Source organism: Marinactinospora rubrisoli (assembly GCF_042664915.1).
Classification (GTDB): domain Bacteria; phylum Actinomycetota; class Actinomycetes; order Streptosporangiales; family Streptosporangiaceae; genus Marinitenerispora; species Marinitenerispora rubrisoli.
The window spans coordinates 170511-195307 of the sequence record NZ_JBHTBH010000012.1 but is presented as its reverse complement, the minus strand read 5'-3'; the positions used below and the strand labels follow the sequence as shown (position 1 = coordinate 195307).

The window sequence follows — 24797 nt, the reverse complement described above, 5'->3', positions numbered from 1 at the left end:
GGCGGCGGGGAGGGGCGAGTTCGGCGGCGATCCACTCGGCCGACGCCGCCTAGATCGTTGATGGGAAACAGTGGGTGCTGCTCAGTGGTCGTGGGCCACGAGTGAGTGCTTGACGGGTGCTTCGATGAGCCGGTTGTGCCGGATCGCGGTGTTGAGGGCGGGGATGCGCCGGTAGGTGCGCGCCCAGAGTCCTTCGGTGGTGCGCGTCTGGTGGCGTTGCGGGCCGGGCTGGTTCTTCGGCGTCCGGATGACCGCCTCGATGCGCATGTGCGGCCGGCCCGGGTAGACGCCGGGGGCGTCCTGGTCGCGGCGGGCCGGGCGGATGAGCACGTGGCCCAGGCCGGCGGCGGCCTTCTCGATCCCGGCCCCGGCGAAGCCCGTGCCGTACACGATGGGGGCGCGGCCCCGGCGCCCACGGCTGCACGTGGAGCGGGTGCACCGCCTGCGCGCGCTCGTCCAGCTTCTTGGGGTCGGCCAGGGAGAACGCGCGTACCGCGCCGTCTGTGGTGGTGACCAGGAGGAGCTTGGCGCCCCGGTGGAAGGCGTGGTGGGGCTCGTCCGTGCCGTGCCCGGCCTCTTCGTCCAGGCCGGAGCGGTTCACCGTGACGCGGGAGGTTCCGCAGCGCACCGGGGGTACGTCCATCAACCGGAGTTTCCTGGTAGGCGGGGGTGGTGCGGGCCGGCCACAGGACCACCGCGAAGAGCACCGGGGCCGGGGCGGGCAGGTGCCGGTTGTCCTCGGACCGGCAGGGCGGGCGCGGGGACGGGTGCCCGATCCGGGAGGGGGCCGCGCGCGGCCGGTGGTGCTCGGTATCGCGGCGCGGTGGAATCTGGGCGGTGGCGACTTGGACGGGTTCGGCGTTGGTGAGCAGGTGGGGCCGCCCGGGTCTGCGCACCGATTGGCGGGAGGGCGGGACGTGGTCGTCGATTCGGTCCGCAGGCGCCGCAAACCCGTCCCCGCTCGGCTGCCCGCCGACACCGAGCCGGCCTGCGTGGCCGTGGCCCAGCTCCTGCTGAGCCGCGATCCCGAACGCCGGTGGCCGCGCCCGGCCCCGGGCAGGATCGGCCACCTCGCCCCCGCCCGCCCCGCAAACCGGAGTACAACCGGCACCCGCACGCCCTGGCCCCCCGTGCTCCTCGCCGCCGCACAACGGCAGCCCCGGGCACCCCCCACCCGGCGCGAGAAGCCGCGCCTGATGGACGGCACCCCGCTTCGCCGCGAAGCCTCCCGCGTGACCGCGAACCGCTCCGGCCCGCGCGAGATCACCGGCTACGGCACGCGTAAGTCCCACCACGCCTGGCGGTCATCCGGACGCGGAAGAACCAGCCCGGCCCGCAACGCCACCAGACGCGCACCACCGAAGGACTCTGGGCGCGCACCTGCCGGTGCATCCCCGCCCTCAACGCCGCGATTCGGCACAACCGGCTCATCGAAGCGCCCCTCAAGCACTCACTCGTGGCCTACGACCACTGAGCAACCCCCATCAACGATCTAGGCCGACCGGTACTGCGGCCACCCGGGTGAGGTCGCGGGCGGCGGGGGGGCGATTCCCGCGACGGCGATGGCGGTGGCCTCCGCGACCGCCCGTACCGTGCCCACCGCCCGGGTACGCCGAACAATGGCGTCGGCCAGCCGGCGGCCACGCCGGGCGAGGACGCGGCGCTCGGCCCGCTCGCGGCCGAAGGCGCGCACCACCTGGCCGCAGCCGATCCGCTCCACGGCGTGCGCCGCCACCCGCGCTTGCCGGGACCGGGCGGCCCGGTCGGCGGCGCGCAGCCAGGACGACGGCCCCACCGAAGCGGGCCGTTCACCGGCCCGGCATTGCAGCCGGGGTTTCTGGACGCCGGTGGGAGTGGTCGTGATCGGTGAGCGCTGGCGCGCGTCGCCGGTGGCGCGGCGTCCATCAGCCGGTCGCCTTCGCGGGCACGGGCCGTTTCCGCACGGACGCACGGGCCGCGAAGGCGGCGCGCCCGGCGATCCGGTCGGCCGGGCGACCGCGCCGCCCGTCCCGGCGTGGCCGGTGTCCGGCCCGCGAAGGTGAAGCCGATCCGCCGCCCGCGTCCGTCCCCGGCCGGAACAAACCCCGACGCGCGACCGTTGTCCCGGTCGCGCGCGTCCGGTGTGACCGGTGTGGTGCGGAACGGCCCGGCGGAGCGGCGGTTCCGGTAGCGTGACCCGGCCGGAGCCGTTCCGGTCGGTCAGCCAGGACGCCATCGCCATGCGCGTGAACGGACTGACGAGGAGGACGTGTCCATGACCAGCGCGGGCGGAGGCGCCGTGAGCACACCTGTCGGCAACGGGGACCGCAGCATCCTGCTGCTGGCCCACACCGGCCGTCCCGCCGCCGTCCGGAGCGCGCAGCTCGTCCACGAGAGCCTGACCGCCGCGGGGCTCACCGTGCGGATGCTCGCCCACGAGGCCGACGCCTTGAAGCGGGCGGGCACCGACCTGGAGCCGGTGGACATCGTGCATGTGGCGCCCGAGGGGGCGCGCGGGGTCGAGCTGGTCATGGTGCTGGGCGGCGACGGCACTCTGCTGCGTGCCGCGGAGATCGCCCGCTCGGCCGGGGCGCCGCTGCTCGGCGTGAATCTGGGGCACGTCGGGTTCCTCGCCGAGGCCGAGCGCGAGGACCTCAGCGCGACCGTCCGCAGCGTCGTCGACCGTGACTACGCGGTCGAGGAGCGGATGACCATCGACGTCGCCGTGTACAACAACGGACGCAACGGCGGCTCCCCGCCGGTGCGCACCTGGGCGCTGAACGAGGCGACGCTGGAGAAGGCGAGCGCCCGCCGCATGCTGGAAATGGTGCTGGAGGTCGACGGCCGCCCGCTGTCGCGCTGGGGATGCGACGGAGTGGTCTGCGCCACACCCACCGGTTCCACGGCGCACGCCTTCTCGGCCGGCGGGCCGATCGTCTGGCCGGAGGTGGAGGCGCTGCTGGTCGTGCCGCTCAGCGCCCACGCGCTGTTCGCCCGGCCGCTGGTGGTCTCGCCCGACGCCACCATCGCCCTGGAGGTGCTGCCGGACACCACCGACGGCGTGCTCTGGTGCGATGGACGCCGTATGGTCGAATTGCCGGCCGGGGCGCGGATCGAGGTTTCGCGTGGCCACACGCCGGTACGGTTGGCCCGCCTGCAGCGGGCGCCGTTCACCGACCGGCTGGTCGCGAAGTTCGGTCTGCCCGTGGCGGGCTGGCGCGGGCGCGCCGAACGTCGCGACGGCGGTCGGTGAGCCGCGGTACGGTCCCCGCCGGGCTCCGATCCGGAGCCCGGCGGGGACCGCGCCGCTGAACGCGCGGCAGACCACAGTGGCGGTAGCAGGAGAGGGTTCGGTGCTCGAAGAAGTCCGCATCCAGGGTCTCGGAGTCATCGACGACGCCGTTTTGGAACTCTCACCCGGGTTCACGGTGGTCACGGGCGAGACCGGCGCAGGAAAGACGATGGTGGTCACCGGCCTGGGCCTGCTGTTCGGCGGTCGCGCCGATCCGCAGCGCGTCCGGCCCGGGGCCGAGCGCGCCGTCGTGGAAGGCCGCCTCACCGTCCCTCCGGACGGGAGGGTGGCCGAGCGCGTCGCCGAGGCCGGTGGCGAACTCGACGACGACGTTCTCATCCTCACCCGCTCGGTGTCCGCGGAGGGCCGTTCGCGCGCCACGCTCGGTGGCCGCTCGGCGCCGGTCAGCCTGCTGGCCTACCTCGCCGACGACCTCGTGGCGGTGCACGGCCAGTCCGACCAGCAGCGGCTGCTGCGCACCGACCGCCAGCGGGCTGCCCTGGACCGCTACGCGGGGGAGCGGCTCGCCGCCACCGCCGGCGGCTATGCCGCGGCCTACCGTCGGCACCGGGAGGTGGCCGACACGCTCGCCGAGCTGACCACCCGGGCCCGCGAGCGCGCCCAGGAGGCCGACCTGCTGCGGTTCGGCGTGGAGGAGATCACCGCCGCCGACCCCAAGCCGGGCGAGGACGCCGAACTGCTCGCCGAGGAGACCCGGCTGGCGCACGCCGACGCGCTGCGGGTCGCCGCGACCACCGCGCACGAGGTGCTGGTCGGTGACCCGGCCAGCGACGTGGAGATCGACGTCACCGCGCTGCTGGCCTCGGCCCGCCAGGCGCTCGCCGCCGTCCGGGAGCACGACCCGGCGCTGGCCGCGGTGGCCGACCGGCTCGACGAGGTCGGCTACGTGCTCAGCGACGCCGCCACCGAGCTCGCGTCCTACCGTGAGTCGGTCGACGCCGACCCCGCGCGGCTGGCCGCCGTCCAGGAGCGCCGCTCACTGCTGACCCAGCTCGGCCGCAAGTACGGGCCCACCACCGATGACGTGCTCGCGTGGGCCGAGGACGCCGCCAAACGGCTCGCCGAGCTCGACGGCGACGACGAGCGGATCGAGGAGCTGCGCGAGGAGGAGGCCGCGCAGCGCCGGCGCATGACCGAGCTGGCCGACCGGCTCACCGAGATCCGCACCGAGGTCGCCGAGCGCTTCGGCGCCGCGGTCACCGAGGAACTGACCGCGCTCGCCATGCCGCACGCCCGGGTCAGCGTCCGGGTCACCACGGGCGAGGAGTTCGGGCCGCATGGCCGCGACGACATCGAACTGCTCCTCGCGCCGCACCCCAGCGCGCCGCCGCTCCCCCTGAACAAGGGCGCCTCCGGCGGTGAGCTCTCGCGGGTGATGCTCGCCATCGAGGTGGTGTTCGCGGGCGCCGACCCCGTTCCGACGTTCGTCTTCGACGAGGTGGACGCCGGCGTCGGCGGCAAGGCCGCGGTGGAGATCGGCCGGCGGCTGGCCCGGCTGGCCCGCCGCGCCCAGGTCATCGTGGTCACCCACCTGCCGCAGGTGGCCGCGTTCGCCGACGCCCATCTCGTGGTGGAGAAGTCCAACGACGGGATGGTGACCGCGAGCGGGGTCACCCGGCTCGACCGTTCCGGGCGGGTCCGGGAGCTCTCACGTATGCTGGCGGGACTGGAGGACTCCGAACTGGGCCGGGCGCACGCGGAGGAGCTGCTCACCATCGCGGCGGCCGACCGCCCGGGCGACACCGGGCGGCACTGAGCGCCACCGGGCGGCTCCAGGGCCGCGCACGCCGGACGCTCGGCCGCCGGCGCCGCCGCACCCCTCGCGCGGCCGGTTCGGCCGTTCGACACGGGAGCGTGCACCGTGGGACGTGTTCTTGGGGGGCCGGCCCGCCGCGGCGGCCCGGAGCCGATAGCACCGGCTCATGCCGCCCCTGACCGCGCAGGCACCGGCACCGGGCACACAAAAGTGACCCAGTGTGAACACGCCGGTACCGGTCGTGTTGTCCACGAAGCGCGGCGGGCTCTGGCAAGATGCAGGCAATGAAGGTCCCGACGGCGCTAGGCGCCAGATTCCCGAAACTCCGTCGTGCCAGGCTCGACGGATCCGTCGGCGTAACCGCACCCGCCAGATCGGACCGTCGGACCAAGAACCTCACCAAACGGCTGCGCCCCGGCGAGATCGCCATCATCGACCACGTCGACATCGACCGTGTCAGCGCCGAGGCGCTGGTCAACTGCGGGGCGGCCGCGGTGCTCAACGTCGCCAGCAGCATCAGTGGCCGCTACCCCAACCTCGGCCCCCAGCTGATCCTGGCCGCCGGCATCCCCCTGGTGGACGACGTCGACCCCGAGGTGTTCGCGCGGGTGCGGGAGGGGGAGGAGTTACGGCTGGAGGGCGGCACCCTCTACCGCGGTGACGAGGTGCTGGCCAAGGGGGTCGAACAGGACGCCGCCTCCATCGAGGCGGCGATGGCCGAGGCGCGCGCCGGCCTGTCGGTGCAGCTGGAGGCGTTCGCCGCCAACACGATGGAGTACCTCAAGCGGGAGCGCGAGCTCCTGATCGACGGCATCGGCGTGCCCGACATCCGGACCCGGATCGAGGGCCGGCACGTGCTGATCGTGGTGCGCGGCTACCACTACCGCGAGGACATCGCGGCGCTGCGGTCCTACATCCGCGAGTACCGGCCGGTCATCATCGGGGTGGACGGCGGGGCCGACGCGCTGATGGAGGCCGGCTACCGGCCGGACATCATCGTCGGTGACTTCGACTCCGTCTCCGACAAGGCGCTCACCTGCGGCGCCGAACTCGTCGTGCACGCCTACCGCGACGGCCGTGCCCCCGGGCTGCAGCGCGTCACCGACCTCGGCCGCGACGCGATCGTGTTCCCGGCCACCGGGACCAGCGAGGACGTCGCCATGATGCTCGCCGACGACGCCGGGGCCAGCCTCATCGTGGCCGTCGGCACCCACGCCACCCTGGAGGAGTTCCTGGACAAGGGACGCGCCGGGATGGCCAGCACCTTCCTCACCCGCCTGCGGGTCGGCAGCAAGCTCGTCGACGCCAAGGGCGTGAGCCGGCTCTACCGCAGCCGGATCTCCCCGTGGACCCTGCTCGCCATGGTGGCCGCCTCCCTCCTCACGATCGTGGTGGCCGCCTACAGCTCCCCGGCCGGGCAGGTCTACCTGAACTTCCTCGCGGCCCGCTGGGACGCGTTCCTCTACTGGTTCACCGGACTGGGCTCGTGATCGACTTCCGCTACCACCTGGTTTCCATCGTCGCCATCTTCCTCGCCCTCACCGTCGGGATCGTCCTGGGCACCACCATGCTCCAGGACCCGCTGCTGAACACGCTGCAGTCGGAGACGTCCGACCTGCGCGAGCAGAGCGAGGAACTGCGCGCGCAGAAGGACATCGCCGACCAGATCAACGCGGGCGACGACCAGCTCATCGGCGCCTTCGCCGACGAGATGCTGGCCGACCAGCTGAACGAGGCCCGCGTCGTCATCGTCGAGACCCCGGGAGTCGACGACGAGATGCGCGCCGGGCTGACCGCGCGGATCGAACAGGCCGGTGGCACGGTCCCGGGGCGGCTGTCGCTGACCGACAGGTTCCTCGACCCCGAGCAGTCGGCCTTCGTCACCGAGCTGACCGACCAGCTCGCCGAGGGCGTCGAACTGCCCCGCGGCAACGCCTACGAGCGCGCCGGGGCCGAACTCGCCCAGGCGCTCATCGCCGCGGACCCGGAGGCCGAGGACGCGGAGCCGGCCGACGACGAGCGGCCCGGCGACGGCGACGAGGAGAGCGAGCGGGAGCCCGCCCTCGACCCCGAGGCGGTCCTGGCCGGGTTCGCCGAGGGCGGGTTGCTCACCCAGCAGGGCGAGCCGGCCCAGCGCGCCGACATCGTCCTGGTGCTCGCGCCCGCCGAGCCGTTCGCCGCGGCCGCCGACGGCCAGGCGCAGGGACAGGAGGACGACACCGCGGCGACCGGGAACGCCGCCGTGCTCGCGTTGACCCGCGCCTTCGACGCGGAGGCCGGCGGCGCCGTCCTGGCCGGCGGCACCAGCGCCGTCGACGCCGGGGGCCTGCTGGCCCAGGCGCGCGCCGAGGAGGTCGGCTTCACCACGGTCGACACGGCCGGCAGCACCTCCGGGGACGTGGTGACGGTGCTGGCGCTCGCCATCACCCTGCAGGGCCGCAGCGGGCACTACGGCATCGGCGAGGGGGTCGACAATTACCTTCCCGACCCGCTGCCGCAGCCCAGACCGAACGACTCCCAGGAGTCCGGCCGGGACTCCGGTGCGGACACGGACGCGGATTCGGAGTAGCCCCCATGCGATTCCCCCGTTCTCCACGCCTCGCGTGGTTCTCCCGCCGTCCCGCCGCCGAGGCCGCGTGCTCGCCGGTCGCGCTCGCCGCGCCGCGCCGCGGACCGGTGTGGGGCGGGCTCGCCGGCGCCGCGATCGGAGCCGTCGCGGCGCGCACGCTGTACTCGGCGCTGACCCGGCCCGGGGCGGACCAGGCGCGCGACGACGTGGTGCCCGCCCGCCGGGTGGCCAGGGAGACCTGGAGCCGGACGAACTTCCGCGGCGAGCCGGTCACCCTGCTGGAGGGCCCGGCGCTGGCGGCCGGCACCTGCGCCGCCGCGGTCCTGGCCCCCGGTCTGCCGGTCCGGCTGCGCGCCGCGACGGCCATCGCCGCCGCCGGGGCGGGCGCGTTCGGCGCCTACGACGACGTCGCCGGGTCCTCGGGATCGCGCGGCTTCCGGGGGCACCTGGCCGCGCTGCGGCGCGGCGAGGTCACCACCGGCGCGGTGAAGATCCTCGGCATCGGCGCCACCGGCCTGGCGGCAGCCGCGGCGCTGCCCGGCCGCCCGGCGGACGTGCTGATCAACGGCGCGCTCATCGCCGGCTCGGCCAACCTGGTCAATCTGTTCGACCTCCGTCCGGGGCGCGCCGCCAAGGTGGGGCTGATCGCCGGCACCCCGGCGCTGGGCGACGCCACCGCCGGTGCCGTGGCCGGGCCGGTGCTCGGCGCGACCGCCGCGCTGCTGCCCGAGGACCTGGGGGAGCGGGCGATGCTGGGCGACGCCGGGGCCAACACCCTGGGCGCGGTGCTGGGCGTGGCCGCGGCGGCCCGGCTGCCCAGAGCGGCCCGGCTGGGGCTGCTGGCCGGAGTGGCCGGCCTGACCGCCGCCAGCGAGGTGGTCAGCTTCACCAAGGTCATCGGCGCCACGCCCGCGCTGCGGTGGCTGGACGAGCTGGGCCGCCGGCCGGCCGCGGACGGTGGTCAGAGCCGCCCGCTGCCCGCCGACCTGCTCGCCGAGCCGCTGGTGCCGCGTTAGCCGGGCGGCGACATCGGGGGTCCCGCAGCGGGCCCCGGTTCCCTCCCACAGGGTCCGCTCCGGCCCGCCGTCCCCGCGTGGTCCTCCCACGGTGCGGGACGGCCGGCCGTGGTGGCCCGGCGTGTGGTTCGGGCGGCGCCTGGACGGCGGTCACTACCCTCGAACACGCAGGTCCCCCCCCACGTGAACCCACGCAGTACATCTGGAGCAGCCAACCCGTGACTTGGGAACGCATCCGGCGGCTGAGCGCCGGGGTCGCCGGAGCGGCCGTGCTCATCGCCGCGGTCACCCTGGTGGCGCGCGTGGCCGGGTTCGGGCGGACCTTCGTGTTCTCCCAGACGGTCGGGGACAACTGTCTGGGCACCGCCTACTACACCGCCAACCAGCTGCCCAACGTGCTGTTCGAGATCGTGATCGGCGGCGCGCTGTCCGGGATGGTGGTGCCGGTGCTCGCGGCCGCCGCCGAGCGGGGGGACCGGGCGGAGGTGCGGCACACGGCCTCGGCGCTGGTGACCTGGGTGGTGCTGCTCGCGGTGCCGCTCAGCCTGCTGCTCGCCGCCGTGGCGGGACCCGCGATGGACCTCATGCTGGGCGGCGCCGCTGGCTGCGACCCCGCCGCGCTGCGGGCGCTGTCGGTGCGGTTCCTGCTGGTCTTCGCCCCGCAGATCGTCTGCTACGCGCTCGCCGCGGTGCTCTACGGGATCCTGCAGGCGCATCGCAGGTTCCTGGCCCCCGCGCTGGCGCCGCTGCTGTCCAGCCTGGTGGTGATGGCGGCCTACATCGTGTTCGTCCCGCTGAGCGAGGGGCGGCGCGACGATCTGGCCCGCCTGCCGACGGCCGCCGAACTCGCGCTCTCCGTCGGCACGACCGCCGGTGTGGTGGCGCTGCTGCTCACTGCGCTGGTGCCGGCCGCCCGGCTGCGGCTCGGGCTGCGGCCGAGGCTCACCTTCCCGCCGGGTGTGGCGGCGCGGGTGCGTTCGCTCGCCTTCGCCGCGCTGCTGCCCCTGGTGGCGATGCAGCTCAGCCTGCTGCTGGCGGTGGCGCTGGCCAATCGCGGCGGTGGTGGTGGCGCCGTGGTGCTGTACCAGTACGCCTGGAGCCTGTTCACGCTGCCCTACGGCGTGATCGCGGTGCCCATCGCCACCAGCGCCTTCACGGCGCTGTCGGTGCGGCACGCTGAGGGGGACCGGGACGGCTACACGTCGGTGGTCGCGGCCACCTCGCGCGCGTGCCTGGTCAGTACCGCGGCGGTGGCGACCGCCCTGGCGGCGGCGGCCGGGCCGCTCGCCGAGGTGTTCGCGGGTGGCGACCCGGCGGCCATGCGGCGGGCCCTCCTCGCCTTCGCCCCCGGCATCGTCGGGTTCGGGCTCGTGGCGTTGCTCAGCCGCGCGCTGTACGCCTCCGGCCACGGCCGCCCGGCCGCCGCCGCCCAGGTCGCGGGCTGGCTGGTGGTGATGGCGGCCGGCGCGGCGCTGGTCGTCCTGCTCCCGAGCGGCTGGGCGGTGGCCGGCCTCGGGGCGGGTACCTCGCTCGGGCTGTCGCTGGCGGCGGCGCTGCTCGCCGCGGCGGTCGGGCGGGCGCACGGGCGGGCGGGATTCGCCGGGCTGGGCCGGGCGCTGCTCGCGGCGGCGGCCGGCGCGGCCTGCGGCGGGGCGGCGGGAATCGCGGCGGCGAGCGCGCTGGACGCCGTGGGCGTGTGGGCGAACGCGGGCGTGAGCGTGCTGGCGGGCGCGGCCGGCATCGCGGTGTACGGCGCGGTCGCCGCGCTGATCGACGGCAGGGCGGTGCGCGCCGCGCTCACGCGGCGTGGCGCGCCGGGCTCCGGAACGCGGAGCGACACACGAGGGCACGAGGTGGAGGACGCATCCCATGGGTGACCTGCGGATCGCGCTGGTCGTCGCGACCAGCGGCGGAGGTGTCGGCAACCACGTGCGGTCGCTGGCGGGCGGGCTACGCTCCCGCGGCCACCGGGTGGCGGTGGTCGGCCCACCCGCCACCGAGCAGCGGTTCGGTTTCACCGGCGCCGGGGCGCGGTTCGCGGCGGTCGACGTCGGCGCGCGGCCGCGGCCCGCCAGCGACCTGGCCGCGGTGCGGCGGCTGCGGCGCCTGCTCGCCGACGTCGACATCGTGCACGCTCACGGCATTCGCGCCGGGGCGTTGTGCGCGCTGGCGCAGGCGTCGCCGCTCATCGTCACGCTGCACAACGCGCCGCCCGTCGTGGCCGGCCCCATGCGGATGGTGTTCCCGGCCCTGGAGCGGGTGGTGGCCCGCCGTGCCGACCTCGTGCTCGGGGTCTCCGCCGACCTGGCGCAGCGGATGCGTGATCGCGGCGCCCGGGCGGTGGAGCGGGCTCTGGTGACCGCGCCGCCCATGGGACCGCCGCGTCGCTCCGCGGCCGAGGTGCGCGCCGAACTCGGCGCCGGTCCGGAACGCCCCCTGCTGCTCGTCGTCGCCCGGCTGGCCGCCCAGAAGGGCCTGGACGTGCTGCTGGACGCCACCGCGCGGCTGGCCGGGCGCGACCCGGCCCCGCTGGTGGCGGTCGCCGGTGACGGCCCGCTGCGGGAGGGGCTGGCGGCGCGGATCGCCGCCGAGCGTCTGCCGGTGCGGCTGCTCGGCCACCGCACCGACATCGCCGACCTGCTCGGTGCCGCCGACATGTTCGTGCTGCCGAGCCTGTGGGAGGGGCCGTCGCTGGTCATCATGGAGGCGCTGCGCGCCAACCTGCCGGTGGTGGCCACCCGGGTCGGCGGCATCCCCGACCTGTACGGCAAGGTGGCGCTGCTGGTGCCGCCGGGGGACGCGGACGCCCTGGCCGGCGAGGTGACGCGGGTCCTGGACGATCCCGCGCTGGCCGGGCGGATGCGCGACGCGGCCCGCCTCGCGGCGGTCACCCTGCCCACCGAGGACGACACGGTCGAGCAGGTCCTCAGCCTCTACCGGCGCCTCGCCGCGCACGACGGCGTGCTGCCCTGACCCGGGGCGGGCCGGCCGGGCACCTGTCCGTGAGGTAGAACACACCTTCCGGTATGTGGATCGTACCGTTCAGTGGGTGTACCCGGCCGGATTCGGATGGCATCATGGACCCGGATCCCGAATGCCGAGCGTGTAGATCGGCGTGCGCGGGGTCAAGACAATCAGTGAGGGGAGTATCCCTTCGCGGCGGTGTCGTCATCACGGATCGCGATGAGGCGAACCCGGTGCCGCCGGTCCACGGTCACGGCCGTGGGCGGGAGAGACCTCCGGTAGCGACTGTGCCCGTATCCCCACGGGCTGGCCCGGCAACCGGAGGAGAGTCCTTATGGACGTCCCCATGTGGGTGTGGCTTGTCACCATCGGCGCGATGGTGGTGATCCTGGCGGTCGACCTCGCCATCGTCGACCACCCCTGGAGCAAGAAGAGCGGTCCCAAGGAGTTCGGCCTCAAGCAGGCCGGCTGGTGGGCGGCCTTCTACATCGGCATCGCGATCATTTTCGGCTTCGGTCTCTGGTACTTCGCCGGAGGCACGGTGGCGGGCGAGTACTTCGCCGGATTCGTCACCGAGAAGAGCCTCAGCGTCGACAATCTGTTCGTCTTCTACCTGATCATGGGCAGCTTCGCGGTGCCCAAGCGGTACCAGCACGAGGTCCTGCTGGTCGGGATCGTCATCGCGCTGGTCATGCGCGGTTTCTTCATCGCCATCGGCGCGCAGGCGATCAACGCCTGGAGCGAGGTCTTCTACCTCTTCGGCGCCTTCCTCATCTACACCGCGATCAAGATCGTGCGGGACCACCTCAAGGGCGCCGAGGAGCAGGAGGACTTCACCGAGAGCTTCGCGGTGCGCATGGTCAAGAAGGTCTGGCCGGTCACCGACGACTACCACGGCGCCCGGCTGACCGTGGTGCGGGACGGCCGCCGGCACGTCACGCCGATGCTGATGGTGATCGTCGCCATCGGCGTCACCGACCTCGTCTTCGCCGTCGACTCCATCCCGGCGATCTTCGGGCTGACCCAGGACGCCTACATCGTCTTCACCGCCAACGCGTTCGCGCTGCTCGGGCTGCGGCAGCTGTACTTCCTGCTGGCCGGGCTCATGGACCGGCTCGCCTACATCAGCTGGGGGCTGGCCGCGATCATGGTCTTCATCGGCATCAAGATGTTCCTGCACGCGCTGCACGAGAACGGTGTCCACGTTCCGGAGATCAGCATCGGCCTCTCGCTCACCGTGATCCTGGGTGTGATGACCATCACGATCATCGCCAGCCTGCTGGCCCCCCGGCCCAAGGAGGCCACCGCCGCCACGGGCGGCCCGGCCGGCGTCGACGGCCCCGGGGAGGGGCACCGGGAAGCCGGGAGCGAGCACCCCGAAAGCGTCTCCCGGGGATCGTCACCGGACTAGCCGATCTCGAACAGCTGTTCGGTTATAGTTGGAGCGTCCGCCGGTCACCGGCGGACGCTCTCCTTGTTTCCGGGCCGGAAGTTTCCGCTGCCCGGAGTCGTTAATGTAAGAGGTCGAACGCCGCGCGACGACCGACGCCACCGCGTCCCCTCAATCGTCCGGCGCTGGCCACATCCCGCAGCGGGGCACGCCACACCGTGAGGTCCAGGCGCGCCGCCGCACGCGCGCCGATGCCGAAGGGGCTGGTTGACACATGGCCGAACAGCTGGTGATCCGGGGGGCCCGGGAGCACAACCTCAAGGACGTCTCGGTCGACCTTCCGCGGGACTCCATGATCGTGTTCACCGGCCTGTCGGGCTCGGGCAAGTCGTCGCTGGCCTTCGACACCATCTTCGCCGAGGGGCAGCGCCGGTACGTGGAGTCGCTCTCGGCCTACGCACGGCAGTTCCTCGGCCAGATGGACAAGCCCGACGTCGACTTCATCGAGGGGCTCTCACCGGCGGTCTCCATCGACCAGAAGTCCACCAACCGCAACCCGCGCTCCACGGTGGGCACCATCACCGAGGTGTACGACTACCTCCGGCTGCTGTGGGCGCGCATCGGCAGGCCGCACTGCCCGGAGTGCGGCCGCGAGATCGCCCGGCAGACGCCGCAGCAGATCGTCGACCGCGTGCTGGAGCTGCCCGAGGGCACCCGCTTCCAGGTGCTCGCGCCCGTGGTGCGCGGGCGCAAGGGCGAGTACGTCGAACTGTTCCGCGACCTGCAGACCAAGGGGTACACGCGGGCGCGGGTCGACGGCGCGCTGGTCCGGCTCGACGAGGCGCCCGCCCTCAAGAAGTACGAGAAGCACGACATCGCGGTGGTCGTCGACCGGCTCACCGTCAAGGAGTCCGCCAAACAGCGGCTCACCGACTCGGTCGAGACCGCGCTGCGGCTGGCCGGCGGCACCATCATCCTGGACTTCGTCGACCTGCCCGGCGACGACCCCGAGCGCGAGCGGGTGTTCTCCGAGCACCTGTTCTGCCCCTACGACGACCTCTCCTTCGAGGAGCTGGAGCCGCGCTCGTTCTCCTTCAACTCCCCCTACGGCGCCTGCCCCGACTGCACCGGCCTGGGCACCCGTATGGAGGTCGACCCCGAGCTGGTGGTGCCCGACCCCGCCAAGACACTGGCCGAGGGCGCCATCGCCCCCTGGTCCGGCGGCCACGCCAGCGAGTACTTCGGCCGCCTCATGGAGGCGGTCGGCGACGCCATCGGGTTCGACCTGGACACCCCCTGGGAGAAGCTGCCGCGGGCGGGACGCAAGGCACTGCTGAACGGCCACGAGACCCAGGTGCACGTCCGCTACCGCAACCGGTACGGCCGCACCCGCTCCTACTACACCTCCTTCGAGGGCGTCATCCCCTGGGTGCAGCGCCGGCACTCCGAGAGCGAGAGCGACATCAGCCGCGAGCGCCTCGAAGGCTACATGCGGGTGGTGGCCTGCCCGTCCTGCAACGGGACCCGGCTCAAGCCGGTCGTGCTGGCGGTCACCGTCGGCGGCAAGTCCATCGCCGAGGTCAGCGCGCTGCCGCTGAGCGAGTGCGCCGAGTTCCTGCACCGGCTCGACCTCAGCGACCGCGACCGCGCCATCGCCGCCCAGGTGCTCAAGGAGATCAACGCCCGGCTCGGCTTCCTGCTCGACGTCGGCCTGGACTACCTGAACCTGGGGCGGGAGGCGGCCTCGCTGTCCGGTGGCGAAGCGCAGCGCATCCGGCTGGCCACCCAGATCGGTTCGGGTTTGGTCGGCGTGCTCTACGTGCTGGACGAGCCCTCGATCGGCCTGCACCAGCGCGACAACTTCCGGCTGCTGGAGACGCTGCGGCGGCTGCGCGACATCGGCAACACGCTCATCGTCGTGGAGCACGACGAGGACACCATCCGCGCGGCCGACTGGGTCGTGGACATCGGCCCGGGGGCGGGCGAGCACGGCGGCAACGTCGTGGTGTCCGGGCCGGTCGAGGAGCTGCTGGCCTGCACCGAGTCCAGCACCGGCGACTACCTCACCGGGCGCCGCTCGATCCCGGTCCCGGAGAAGCGCCGGCCGCGGGTCAAGGGCCGCGAACTGGTCGTCAAGGGCGCGCGGGAGAACAACCTGCGCGACCTCGACGTCGCGTTCCCGCTCGGCGTCTTCACCGCGGTCACCGGGGTGTCCGGGTCCGGCAAGTCCACCCTCGTCAACGAGATCCTGTACAAGGCGCTCGCCCGCGAACTCCACGGCGCCCGCTCGGTGCCCGGCCGGCACACGCGGGTCAACGGCATGAACCAGGTCGACAAGGTGGTGCACGTCGACCAGAGCCCCATCGGCCGCACCCCCCGCTCGAACCCGGCCACCTACACCGGCGTGTTCGACCACATCCGCAAGCTGTTCGCCCAGACCACCGAGGCGAAGGTGCGCGGCTACCAGCCGGGCCGCTTCTCCTTCAACATCAAGGGCGGGCGGTGCGAGGCGTGCGCCGGCGACGGCACCATCAAGATCGAGATGCAGTTCCTCCCGGACGTCTACGTCCCCTGCGAGGTGTGCCACGGCGCCCGGTACAACCGCGAGACGCTGGAGGTGCACTACAAGGGCCGCACCATCGCCGACGTCCTGGACATGCCCATCGCCGAGGCGCTGGAGTTCTTCGAGCCCATCTCGGCGATCCGGCGGCACATGCAGACGCTCAACGATGTCGGCCTCGGCTACGTCCGGCTGGGCCAGCCGGCCACCACGCTCTCCGGTGGTGAGGCGCAGCGGGTCAAGCTCGCCTCGGAGCTGCAGCGCCGCTCCACCGGCCGCACCGTCTACGTGCTGGACGAGCCCACGACCGGCCTGCACTTCGAGGACATCCGCAAGCTGCTCGGCGTGCTCGGGCGGCTGGTCGACAGCGGCAACACGGTGATCGTGATCGAGCACAACCTCGACGTGATCAAGACCGCCGACCACATCATCGACATGGGGCCCGAGGGCGGCTCGCGCGGCGGCACGCTCGTGGCGTCGGGCACCCCCGAGGAGATCGCCGCCATCGAGGAGAGCTTCACCGGGCAGTTCCTGCACAAGATCCTCTGACCGGCGCGCGAGCCTTCGGTGGGCGCCGGGCGGTCGCGCTCGGTATCGTCGGTCCATCGCGCGGGACCGCGCGCCCCATCCCCATCCAGAAAGCCGCCCTCCTGATGAGTTACCCCCCGCCCTACCACGACGGTGGCCGCCCGCTCGGACCGCACGCCCCCGGCGGCGGCTGGGCGGGGCCGCCACCCATGGGCGGTCCCGCCCAGCCGGCCGGCCCCTACCCCGGCGTCCCTCCGCCGGGCGACGGCCAGTGGCCGTCGCCCGCCCCCGGCGACCCCGGGGACCCCGGCGGGCTCCAGCCGGCCGATTGGCGGTCCCGGGCGCTCGCCCGGCTCCTCGACGCCGCCATCGTGGGCCTGCCCGCCGTCATCATCGCGGCGATCGTCGGAGCGGCCTGGGTCGGCGGTCAGGTGGTGCTCAGCGAGACCGGGCTGAGCAGCGGGGGCCGCAACTTCGGGATCATCTTCGGCATCGTCCTGTTCCTGCTCTTCGTCGGCTACGACACGGTGTGCATCCGCCGCTGGGGACGCACCCCCGGTAAGGCGGCGCTGCGGCTGCGGGTGGCGGTGCCCGGGGGAAGCGGCCTGCCCGGGGAGGTCTCCATCCCGCAGGTGCTCGTGCGGGCGGGCGTGTTCCACCTGATCAACCTCTTCATGTGGACGCACGCCGCCATGGAGACGATTCTGGGCGGCCTCTTCCTCGTCTTCATCGTGCTGTGGCCGCTGTGGGACCAGCCGCTGCGCCAGAGCGGGCACGACAAGATCGCCCGGACGGTCGTGCTCCGGGAGCCGTGAGGCCGCCGGCCACCTCATCGGCGCCGGAGGGTGCCGCCGCCATCGAGGCGAGCCGCACCGGAAGGTGACCGATACAAGATCTTCTGACCTGTGCGGATTCCGGTGCGTGCCGGGTGGGCATGCTCGGTATGCGCCACCCGGTACCGCGCACTCTTCCGTTCTTTGCCAGAAGGTCATCACCTCGATGAGCCATCCCCCGCCGCACGATGACGGTTCGCCCCCCTCTGATCCGTGGCCGCGCAGGCATGGGCGGCCCCGGCGCGCCCGGACCGTACCGAACAGGGCCGTTCCCGTCACCCGCCGGTGGACCGTGGCAGGCGGGCGCGTTCGGCGGCCTGCGGCCGGCCGATTGGGGTCCCCGGGCGGTCGCCAGGCTCATCGACTTCGCCATCGTCGCCATCCCCAGCGCCCTGATCGGCGCGCTCATCGCGGCCATCTGGGTCGGCGGCCAGACCGTCCTGTACGGCGGGACGAGCAACAGTGCGCGGAACTTCTGGATCGTTTACTCCATCGTCGGGTACCTGCTCCTCGTCGGCTATGACGCGGTCTGCCTGCGCTGCTGGGGATGCACCCTCGGAAAGGCCGTGATGAAGCTGCGAGTGGCCGTGGTCGGCGGGCGGGGGCACCCGGGGGAGATCCCGGTCCGCCAGGTGATCGCACGGGCGGCCGTGTTCTACCTGGTCAACCTGTTCGGCTGGGTGAACGTCATCGCGCTCCTGCTCCTCTGCGTACTCGACCTGGTCCTGTTCGGGCTGTGGCCGCTGTGGGACCGGCCGCTGCGCCAGGGGCTGCACGACAAGATCGCCCAGACGGTCGTCCTCCAGGATTCCTGAGGCCGCACGGCCCTGGGCGACGCGTGCGACACGCCCCGTGCCGCGCCTCACGGGAACCTCGGCCACCTGTGCCGATAATGGGACGGCCCAGGTCAGCGAGCGTTCGACCACCGTGAGGTGCGCCAGCCCATGAACCATCCACCGCCACCGGACCGGCCGCGCGACCAGGGCGGCCACGGAGACGAGGAGAGCGGCCCGCCGCCGGGTGGCGCGACCCCGCGCGGATACGGCGCGGGCGGCCCGCGGCCGTCCCCGGAGCCCGCGGCGTCCGAGGAGCACCCCCCGGAGGAACGCGAGCGCGGGCCGGGCCGGCTCGCCGAGTGGTGGCAGCGCCTGGTCGCCCGCATCATCGACACCGTCATCGTCGGCATCCCGTACGTCATCGTGCTCGCCGTCGTGCTGTTCGCCTTCGCCAACACGGCCGCGGGGGAGTACGGGACGGAGACCTACGGCGCGCAGCCCACCGGGGACCTCGGACTCGGCGCGCGGGTGCTCGGGGCGGTGATCGGATTCCTCATCGCGATCGCCTACGAGGCGCTGATGCTCGCCGCCTACGGGCGGACGGTCGGCAAGATGGTGATGCGGCTGCAGGTCATGCCGATCATCGGCCCGGCGCCGCGCCTCCCGGCGAGCACCGCGCTGCTGCGGGCGCTCACCTGGTACCTGCCGGCCTTCCTCAACTGGATTCCCGTCATCGGCTGGCTGATCGGCCTGATCCCGATTCTCAACGGGCTGTGGCCGCTGTGGGACAAGCCGAACCGGCAGTCCTTCAACGACAAGCTGGCCGGAACGGTGGTGGTGACGACCGCCTGACGGCCGGGTCCGCGGGGTCCCGTACGCGCTGCTCCGAGCCACTACTACAGTGCGTAGTGGAAATCTCGGGACAGGTCGAAGGGAGCCTCGTGATGAGTGCGGGGGCGTCGTGTGCGTGCGGACTGAGCCGGCGGAGGCTGCTCGGTACCGCGGGAGCGGCCGGGGCCGCGGCGCTGGGGGCGAGCGCGTGCACCCCGCCGGAGGACCGGCCGCGGCCACAGGACAGCCTGCACGGCCAGGTCGTCGCCCAGACCACGGACGTGCCGGTCGGCGGCGGCCATCTGGTCATCAGGGGCAAGCTCGTGATCACCCAGCCGACCGAGGGCGAGTTCCGGGCGTTCAGCGCGGTCTGTTCCCACGGTGGCTGCACGGTGCAGGAGGTGACCGACATCATCCACTGCCTGTGCCACGGCAGCGTGTTCGCCATCGCCGACGGCGCGGTGCTGCGCGGACCGGCGACCGAGCCCCTGGAAGCGTTCGAGGTGACCGTGGACGGCACGGACATCACGCTGGTCTGACGGCCCGGGCCCCGAACGCGGGCGGCGCCGCGCGGATCACCGCACGGCGCCGCCCGCCGGAGCGAGCGGGTCAGCCGGCCGCGTCGGCGCCGGTCTCGCTGTCCGGCCCCTTGCGGGCCGAGTCGCCGGCGGGCGAACTCACGGGCTCCGGGGTGCGCTCGCGGGAAGCCGTGGCCGGCCAGATCACCGCCTGCGGTTCGGGGCTCTCGCTGGTGAACTCGGTGCGGTTGCGCGGCAGCGACTCCGGGAAGTTCCGCCGGATGTAGTCCACCAGGTGCTCGCGCAGGTCGCAGCACAGGTCCCACCGGGCGTCGGAGTCGGCCGTGGTGACCACCGCCCGAAGCTCGATGAGCCCGTTCTCCAGCACGTCGGTCGCCTGCAGCGACCAGCGGCGGCCGTCCCACAGCGGGTGGTCGCCGACGAACTGGCCGACCTCGGCGCGAAGCTTGTCGATCGGCACTTCCCAGTCGACCCGGAGCATGACCGCGCCGGTGATCGAGGTGCCCTGCTTCGTCCAGTTCTCGAATGGGTTGTTGGTGAAGTGCGAGACCGGCAGGACCAGCCGTCGCTCGTCCCACAACCGCAGGGTGACGTTGGTGAGGCTGAGCTCCTCGACGCGCCCCCACTCGCCGTTGAACACCACGATGTCGTTGATCCGCAGCGAGTCGCTGAAGGCGAGCTGCAGCCCGGCGAACAGGTTGCCGAGAGTGGACTGGGCGGCGATACCGGCGACGACCGAAATGAGGCCGGCGGAGGCGATCAGCCCGGCCCCGAGCGCGCGCACGGCGTCGAAGGTGAACAGGACCGCCGCGACGGCGAGGAACCCGATGACGGTCGAGACGACCCTGCGCAGCAGCTTGACCTGGGTCTGCAGCCGCCGCGAGCGGCGGTCGGCGTCGGCGCTCTTCACCGCGAGCCGGATCAGCACGGCGTCGGTGACGGCGTAGGCGACCGTGACCGCGAGCCAGACGATCGTCCCGATCATCGCGATCTGCATGGCGTGCTGGATGATCGAGTAGACCGCCCGGCCGACCTCGTCGCGGGCCGGCAGCGCCAGGTTCGCGCCGATCACGGCTCCGGCGGCGTAGGCGGAGAAGCGGCAACGCTGGACGAGGGGCTCGGCCAGCTGCCAGACCTTGGAGAGCTGGTGCGTCAGCAGCCAGTGCATCACCGTGACAAGGAGCACGGAGATCGCGACGGAGACGCCGATGGCGACCCACTGTGCGACGTCCACGGAATACGGGCCTTTCACGAGGGGGCTGCGGGAGTTCGGGTGGTTCTCGACGCCGGTCCCGCTCGGCCAAGGGGAACCGGCCGCCCGGTGTCAGACACAACTTAGAGTATGCGGCTACCGAAACATGGTGTTTTGCCCGCTCGGTCGTGGCCCAGGCCGCGCCCACCGTAGCCGCTCGCGGGTTCCCGCGGCTCCGGGCGGATGCCGGCCGATGACCGGGGCGAGGCGGCGTTCCGCGAGCGCAGGGGGACGGCCCCGGCGAGACCCAGATCACGGCTCCGGGATGCGAGTTGTCGGTCCCCGTGACCACAATGGGCGTATGGCAGCCCAACCCCACCTGCGACCGAAGCCCGGCTCCATCCCGACCGCACCCGGGGTGTACCGGTTCCGCGACGAGCACGGCCGGGTCATCTACGTGGGCAAGGCCAAGAACCTGCGCGCCCGCCTCTCCTCCTACTTCCAGGACTTCGCCAACCTGCACCCGCGCACCCAGACCATGGTCGCGACGGCCACCGACGTGGACTGGACGGTCGTGGGGACCGAGGTCGAGGCGCTGCAGCTCGAATACTCGTGGATCAAGGAGTACGACCCGCGCTTCAACGTCCGCTACCGGGACGACAAGAGCTACCCCTACCTGGCGATCACCCTCAACGAGGAGTTCCCGCGGGTGCAGGTCATGCGGGGCGCCAAACGCCGGGGCGTGCGCTACTTCGGGCCCTACTCGCACGCGTGGGCCATCCGCGAGACCGTCGACCTGCTGCTGCGGGTGTTCCCGGTGCGCACCTGCTCGTCCGGGGTGTTCCGGCGGGCCCACTCCAGCGGCCGGCCGTGCCTGCTCGGCTACATCGACAAGTGCTCCGCGCCGTGCGTCGGACGCGTCGACCCCGAGGAGCACCGCGCGCTGGCCGAGGAGTTCTGCGCGTTCATGGCCGGCGACACCGGACGCTTCATCCGGCGCCTGGAGCAGCGGATGCGCGAGGCCGCCGCCGACGAGGAGTACGAGCGCGCCGCCCGGCTCCGCGACGACGTCCAGGCGCTGCGCACCGCCCTGGAGAAGCAGGCCGTCGTGCTCGGGGAGAGCACCGACTGCGACGTCATCGCGTTCGCCGAGGATCCGCTGGAGGCCGCGGTGCAGGTCTTCTATGTGCGCGGCGGCCGCATCCGCGGGCAGCGCGGCTGGGTCGTGGACAAGGTGGAGGACATCGGCACCGGCCAGCTCGTCGCGCAGTTCCTCGCGCAGAACTACGGCGGCGCGGAGCCGGCCGACGGTGGGGACGGCGCGGCCGGGACCGCCGCGGCCATCCCCCGCGAGGTCCTGGTCTCCGCCGAACCCGCGGACGCCGAGGCGGTCGCCGCCTGGCTGAGCGAGCACCGCGGCGCGCGGGTGGACCTGCGAGTGCCGCGGCGCGGCGACAAGCGGGCACTGCTGGAGACGGTCGAGCAGAACGCCCGCCAGGCGCTGGCCCGCCACAAGACCCAGCGTGCCAGCGACCTCACCACCCGCAGCCGCGCGCTCGGCGACATCCAGGAGGCGCTCGACCTCGACCAGGCGCCGCTGCGCATCGAGTGCTATGACATCTCCAACCTGCAGGGCAGCCACGTGGTGGCGTCCATGGTGGTGTTCGAGGACGGCCTGGCCCGCAAGTCGGAGTACCGCCGGTTCAGCATCCGCGGCACCGGCAGCGGCGGAGCGGAGCAGAACGACGTCGCCGCCATGGCCGAGGTCATGACCCGCAGGTTCACCCGCTACCTGGAGGAGAGCCAGCGCTCCGGCGAACTCGCCAGCATGGGCGGCGCCGCGGAGGGCGGCCCCGCGGCGGACCGGGCCCCCGCGCCCCGCGAACCCGAGGCCGGTGCCGGAGAGGAAGCGGCCCACGTCACACCGCGCAAGTTCGCCTACCCGCCTAACCTGGTGGTCGTGGACGGCGGCCGGCCGCAGGTCCAGGCGGCCAAACGCGCCCTCGCCGAACTCGGTATCGACGACGTCGCGGTGTGCGGCCTGGCCAAGCGGCTGGAGGAGGTGTGGCTGCCGGACGAGGAGGACCCGGTCATCCTGCCGCGTACCAGCGAGGGGCTGTACCTCCTGCAGCGGGTACGCGACGAGGCGCACCGGTTCGCGATCACCTACCACCGGCAGCGGCGCGCCAAGGCGCTCACCTCCAGCGTCCTGGACGAGGTGCCGGGGCTGGGCCCGGCACGCCGCACCGCCTTGCTGAAGCACTTCGGCTCGGTACGCCGGCTGGCGGCCGCCTCGGTGCAGGAGATCAGCGAGGTGCCCGGTATCGGTACGCGAACGGCGGAAACCATCGCGGCGCGGCTGGCCGGCGGGAATACTGGCGGCGCGCAGAAGTCACCGGACGAGGGCGGACAAGACAATGGGGGATGAGCAGGTGATGAGCAGTCTCGGCGGAGAGCTGCCGCCGGAGATCGTGATCGTCACGGGCATGTCGGGGGCAGGGCGCAGCACGGCGGCGCGGGCGCTGGAGGACCTCGACTGGTTCGTGGTCGACAACCTGCCGCCCGGCCTGCTGCCCACGATGATCGACCTCGCCGGCCGCACCCAGGGCGCCGTCCCGAGGGTCGCCGCCGTCGTGGACGTGCGCAGCATGGCCTTCACCGAAGACCTGCTCTCGACCGTCGAGGAGCTGCGGCGGCGCGGGATCGCGGCCCGCGTGCTCTTCCTGGAGGCCGGAGACGAGACGCTGGTCCGCCGGTTCGAGGGCGTGCGGCGCCCGCACCCACTGCAGGCCGACGGCCGGCTCACCGACGGCATCACCCGCGAGCGCGAACTGCTGCGCGCCATCCGGGGCGAGGCCGACCTCGTCATCGACACCTCGCAGCTCAACGTGCACCAGCTCAAGGCGCGGGTCGTCGGTTTCTTCGGCGAGGCCGACGAGTCGCACCTGCGCGCCAACGTGGTGTCCTTCGGCTTCAAGCACGGCCTGCCGGTGGACGCCGACCTGGTGATCGACTGCCGCTTCCTGCCCAACCCGCACTGGGTCCCGGAGCTGCGCCCGATGAACGGCCGCGACGCCCCGGTGCGCGAGTACGTCCTGGCCCAGCGCGGCGCCAAGGAACTGCTCGACACCTACACCGAGGTGCTCCGGCTGCTGGTGGCCGGCTACCTGCGGGAGGGCAAGCACTACATGACGCTGGCGGTCGGGTGCACCGGCGGCAAGCACCGCAGTGTGGCCATGGCCGAGCAGTTCGGCGCCCGGCTTCGCGAGGAGGGGCTGGAGGTCAACGTGGTGCACCGCGACGTCGGTCGGGAGTAGGCCGGGCCCGGCGGGTCTTCACCCGCCCGCTGCGGACGGTGGCGGCCGGTACCCCCTAGCATGGCTTCATTTGCAAGCGGCCGGTGGGCGGTCCGCCATCGGAACGGCGGTACCGGCGCGGTCCGCACACGGATCGGACAGGGGTACGCAGACTCTGATGTCGGGCTACGAGGACGCGGACAACCCGGAGGAGGCCGCCGAAGCCTCCGTGGCGTGTGAGCGGGGAGCCGAGCCTCCTCCGCCGAGGGTGGTCGCGCTGGGCGGCGGGCACGGCCTGTACGCCTCGCTGTCGGCACTGCGCCGGGTGACCACCGACGTCACCGCGGTGGTGACCGTCGCCGACGACGGCGGGTCCAGCGGGCGGCTCCGCCGCGAGCTGGGGGTGCTGCCGCCGGGCGACCTCCGCATGGCCCTGGCCGCGCTGTGCGGCGACGACGAGTGGGGCCACACCTGGAGCGAGGTCATCCAGCACCGGTTCCGCTCGGAGGGCGAGCTGCACGGGCACGCCGTGGGCAACCTGCTGATCGTGGCGCTGTGGGAGCTTCTCGGCGATTCGGTGGCCGGGCTGGACTGGGTCGGCCAGCTGCTGGGCGCGCACGGCCGGGTGCTGCCGATGTCCTCGGTACCGCTGGACATCGTCGCCGAGGTCCAGGGGGTCGACCCGGCCCGCCCGGCCGAGGTGAGCACGGTGCGCGGACAGGTGGCGTGCGCGAGCACCCGCGGCCGGGTGCGCTCCATCTCGCTGGTCCCCGAGGCGCCGCCGGCCTCTCCGCAGGCGGTCAAGGCGGTGCTGGAGGCGGACTGGGTCGTGTTCGGCCCCGGGTCGTGGTTCACCAGCGTCCTCCCGCACCTTCTGGTGCCCGAGCTGGCGGACGCGCTGGTGCGCACCCCGGCGCGCCGGGTCGTGGCGCTCAACCTGTCGCCGCAGCGCGGTGAGACCGACGGCTTCGCGGCGCACACCTACCTGGAGGTGCTGGCCGCGCACGCCCCCCGGCTCGGGGTGGACGTGGTGCTGGCCGATCCCGGGGTGGTCGAGGACACCCGGTCGCTGCGTGGTGCCGCCGAGCGCCTGGGCGGTCGGCTGGTGCTGGCCGACGTCGCCGCCGCGGACGGCTCGCCGCGGCACGATCCGGATCTGCTCGCGGCGGCGTTCGACGGCATCTTCCGGAGCGGGCCGGACTGACCGCCCCCGCCGCCGGTGTGCGGGCCTGCCGGAGCCTCGGTGCCCGGCAGG

18 protein-coding genes and 1 pseudogene are annotated in these 24797 nt (G+C 73.3%); 16 read left to right on the top strand and 3 right to left on the bottom strand.

Annotated features, from left to right (window positions below; translation table 11 throughout):
- Positions 1 to 81: 81 nt before the first annotated feature.
- A pseudogene (locus ACFQRF_RS27745) lies at positions 82 to 929 on the bottom strand (IS982 family transposase).
- 563 nt (positions 930 to 1492) lie between these two features.
- A complete protein-coding gene (locus ACFQRF_RS22830; protein WP_379873206.1) occupies positions 1493 to 1795 on the bottom strand; it encodes a 6TM ABC transporter family protein in 303 nt (100 codons plus the stop codon).
- A gap of 483 nt (positions 1796 to 2278) precedes the next feature.
- Here ACFQRF_RS22830 and ACFQRF_RS22825 point away from each other — a divergent pair, with 483 nt between their 5' ends.
- The 13 genes from ACFQRF_RS22825 to ACFQRF_RS22765 all read left to right on the top strand — a co-directional run bounded on the left by ACFQRF_RS22825 (position 2279) and on the right by ACFQRF_RS22765 (position 19054).
- Positions 2279 to 3232 (top strand): NAD kinase, encoded by a 954-nt coding sequence (locus ACFQRF_RS22825; protein ID WP_379873205.1) that lies wholly within the window; start codon positions 2279 to 2281, stop codon positions 3230 to 3232.
- Between the two features lie 100 nt (positions 3233 to 3332).
- Positions 3333 to 5048, top strand: coding sequence for a DNA repair protein RecN (gene recN / locus ACFQRF_RS22820; protein ID WP_379873204.1), 1716 nt, complete (start codon positions 3333 to 3335; stop codon positions 5046 to 5048).
- Positions 5049 to 5332: 284 nt separating this feature from the next.
- Positions 5333 to 6538, top strand: coding sequence for a putative cytokinetic ring protein SteA (gene steA, locus ACFQRF_RS22815; RefSeq protein ID WP_379873203.1), 1206 nt, complete (start codon positions 5333 to 5335; stop codon positions 6536 to 6538).
- Positions 6535 to 7617: a copper transporter gene (locus ACFQRF_RS22810; protein ID WP_379873202.1), complete on the top strand. Its 1083-nt coding sequence runs from the start codon at positions 6535 to 6537 to the stop codon at positions 7615 to 7617. Before steA ends, ACFQRF_RS22810 begins: the two co-directional genes overlap by 4 nt.
- 5 nt (positions 7618 to 7622) lie before the next feature.
- Positions 7623 to 8633: a hypothetical protein gene (locus ACFQRF_RS22805; RefSeq protein ID WP_379873201.1), complete on the top strand. Its 1011-nt coding sequence runs from the start codon at positions 7623 to 7625 to the stop codon at positions 8631 to 8633.
- Between the two features lie 218 nt (positions 8634 to 8851).
- Entirely contained in the window at positions 8852 to 10510 is a 1659-nt protein-coding gene (murJ, locus tag ACFQRF_RS22800) for a murein biosynthesis integral membrane protein MurJ (protein WP_379873200.1), read from the top strand.
- On the top strand, positions 10503 to 11606 hold the full coding sequence (locus ACFQRF_RS22795) for a glycosyltransferase family 4 protein (RefSeq protein WP_379873199.1): 1104 nt from the start codon (positions 10503 to 10505) through the stop codon (positions 11604 to 11606). Before murJ ends, ACFQRF_RS22795 begins: the two co-directional genes overlap by 8 nt.
- Positions 11607 to 11931: 325 nt before the next feature.
- The gene (locus tag ACFQRF_RS22790) at positions 11932 to 13008 is read left to right on the top strand and encodes a TerC family protein (protein ID WP_379873198.1); all 1077 of its coding nucleotides are present in this window, start codon (positions 11932 to 11934) and stop codon (positions 13006 to 13008) included.
- Positions 13009 to 13261: 253 nt separating this feature from the next.
- Positions 13262 to 16096 (top strand): excinuclease ABC subunit UvrA, encoded by a 2835-nt coding sequence (gene uvrA, locus ACFQRF_RS22785; protein WP_379873197.1) that lies wholly within the window; start codon positions 13262 to 13264, stop codon positions 16094 to 16096.
- A gap of 104 nt (positions 16097 to 16200) precedes the next feature.
- Entirely contained in the window at positions 16201 to 16890 is a 690-nt protein-coding gene (locus tag ACFQRF_RS22780; protein ID WP_379873196.1) for an RDD family protein, read from the top strand.
- A 245-nt stretch (positions 16891 to 17135) separates the two neighbouring features.
- Positions 17136 to 17723, top strand: a complete 588-nt coding sequence (locus ACFQRF_RS22775; protein WP_379873195.1) for an RDD family protein — start codon at positions 17136 to 17138, stop codon at positions 17721 to 17723.
- A 129-nt stretch (positions 17724 to 17852) separates the two neighbouring features.
- Positions 17853 to 18536, top strand: coding sequence for an RDD family protein (locus ACFQRF_RS22770; protein ID WP_379873194.1), 684 nt, complete (start codon positions 17853 to 17855; stop codon positions 18534 to 18536).
- A gap of 92 nt (positions 18537 to 18628) precedes the next feature.
- Positions 18629 to 19054 carry a Rieske (2Fe-2S) protein gene (locus ACFQRF_RS22765; protein WP_379873193.1) on the top strand — a complete coding sequence of 142 codons (426 nt, stop codon included), beginning with the start codon at positions 18629 to 18631 and terminating at the stop codon, positions 19052 to 19054.
- A gap of 70 nt (positions 19055 to 19124) precedes the next feature.
- On the opposite strand, the gene ACFQRF_RS22760 is transcribed toward ACFQRF_RS22765, so the two are convergent.
- Positions 19125 to 20288: a mechanosensitive ion channel family protein gene (locus ACFQRF_RS22760; protein ID WP_379873192.1), complete on the bottom strand. Its 1164-nt coding sequence runs from the start codon at positions 20286 to 20288 to the stop codon at positions 19125 to 19127.
- Between the two features lie 319 nt (positions 20289 to 20607).
- On the opposite strand from ACFQRF_RS22760, the gene uvrC reads away from it, so the two are divergent.
- From uvrC to ACFQRF_RS22745, 3 genes are all read left to right on the top strand, one after another.
- Positions 20608 to 22674 carry an excinuclease ABC subunit UvrC gene (uvrC, locus tag ACFQRF_RS22755; RefSeq protein ID WP_379873191.1) on the top strand — a complete coding sequence of 689 codons (2067 nt, stop codon included), beginning with the start codon at positions 20608 to 20610 and terminating at the stop codon, positions 22672 to 22674.
- Positions 22675 to 22678: 4 nt separating this feature from the next.
- On the top strand, positions 22679 to 23563 hold the full coding sequence (rapZ, locus tag ACFQRF_RS22750; protein ID WP_379873242.1) for an RNase adapter RapZ: 885 nt from the start codon (positions 22679 to 22681) through the stop codon (positions 23561 to 23563).
- A gap of 247 nt (positions 23564 to 23810) precedes the next feature.
- Positions 23811 to 24746, top strand: a complete 936-nt coding sequence (locus ACFQRF_RS22745) for a gluconeogenesis factor YvcK family protein (protein WP_379873241.1) — start codon at positions 23811 to 23813, stop codon at positions 24744 to 24746.
- Positions 24747 to 24797 lie beyond the last annotated feature (51 nt).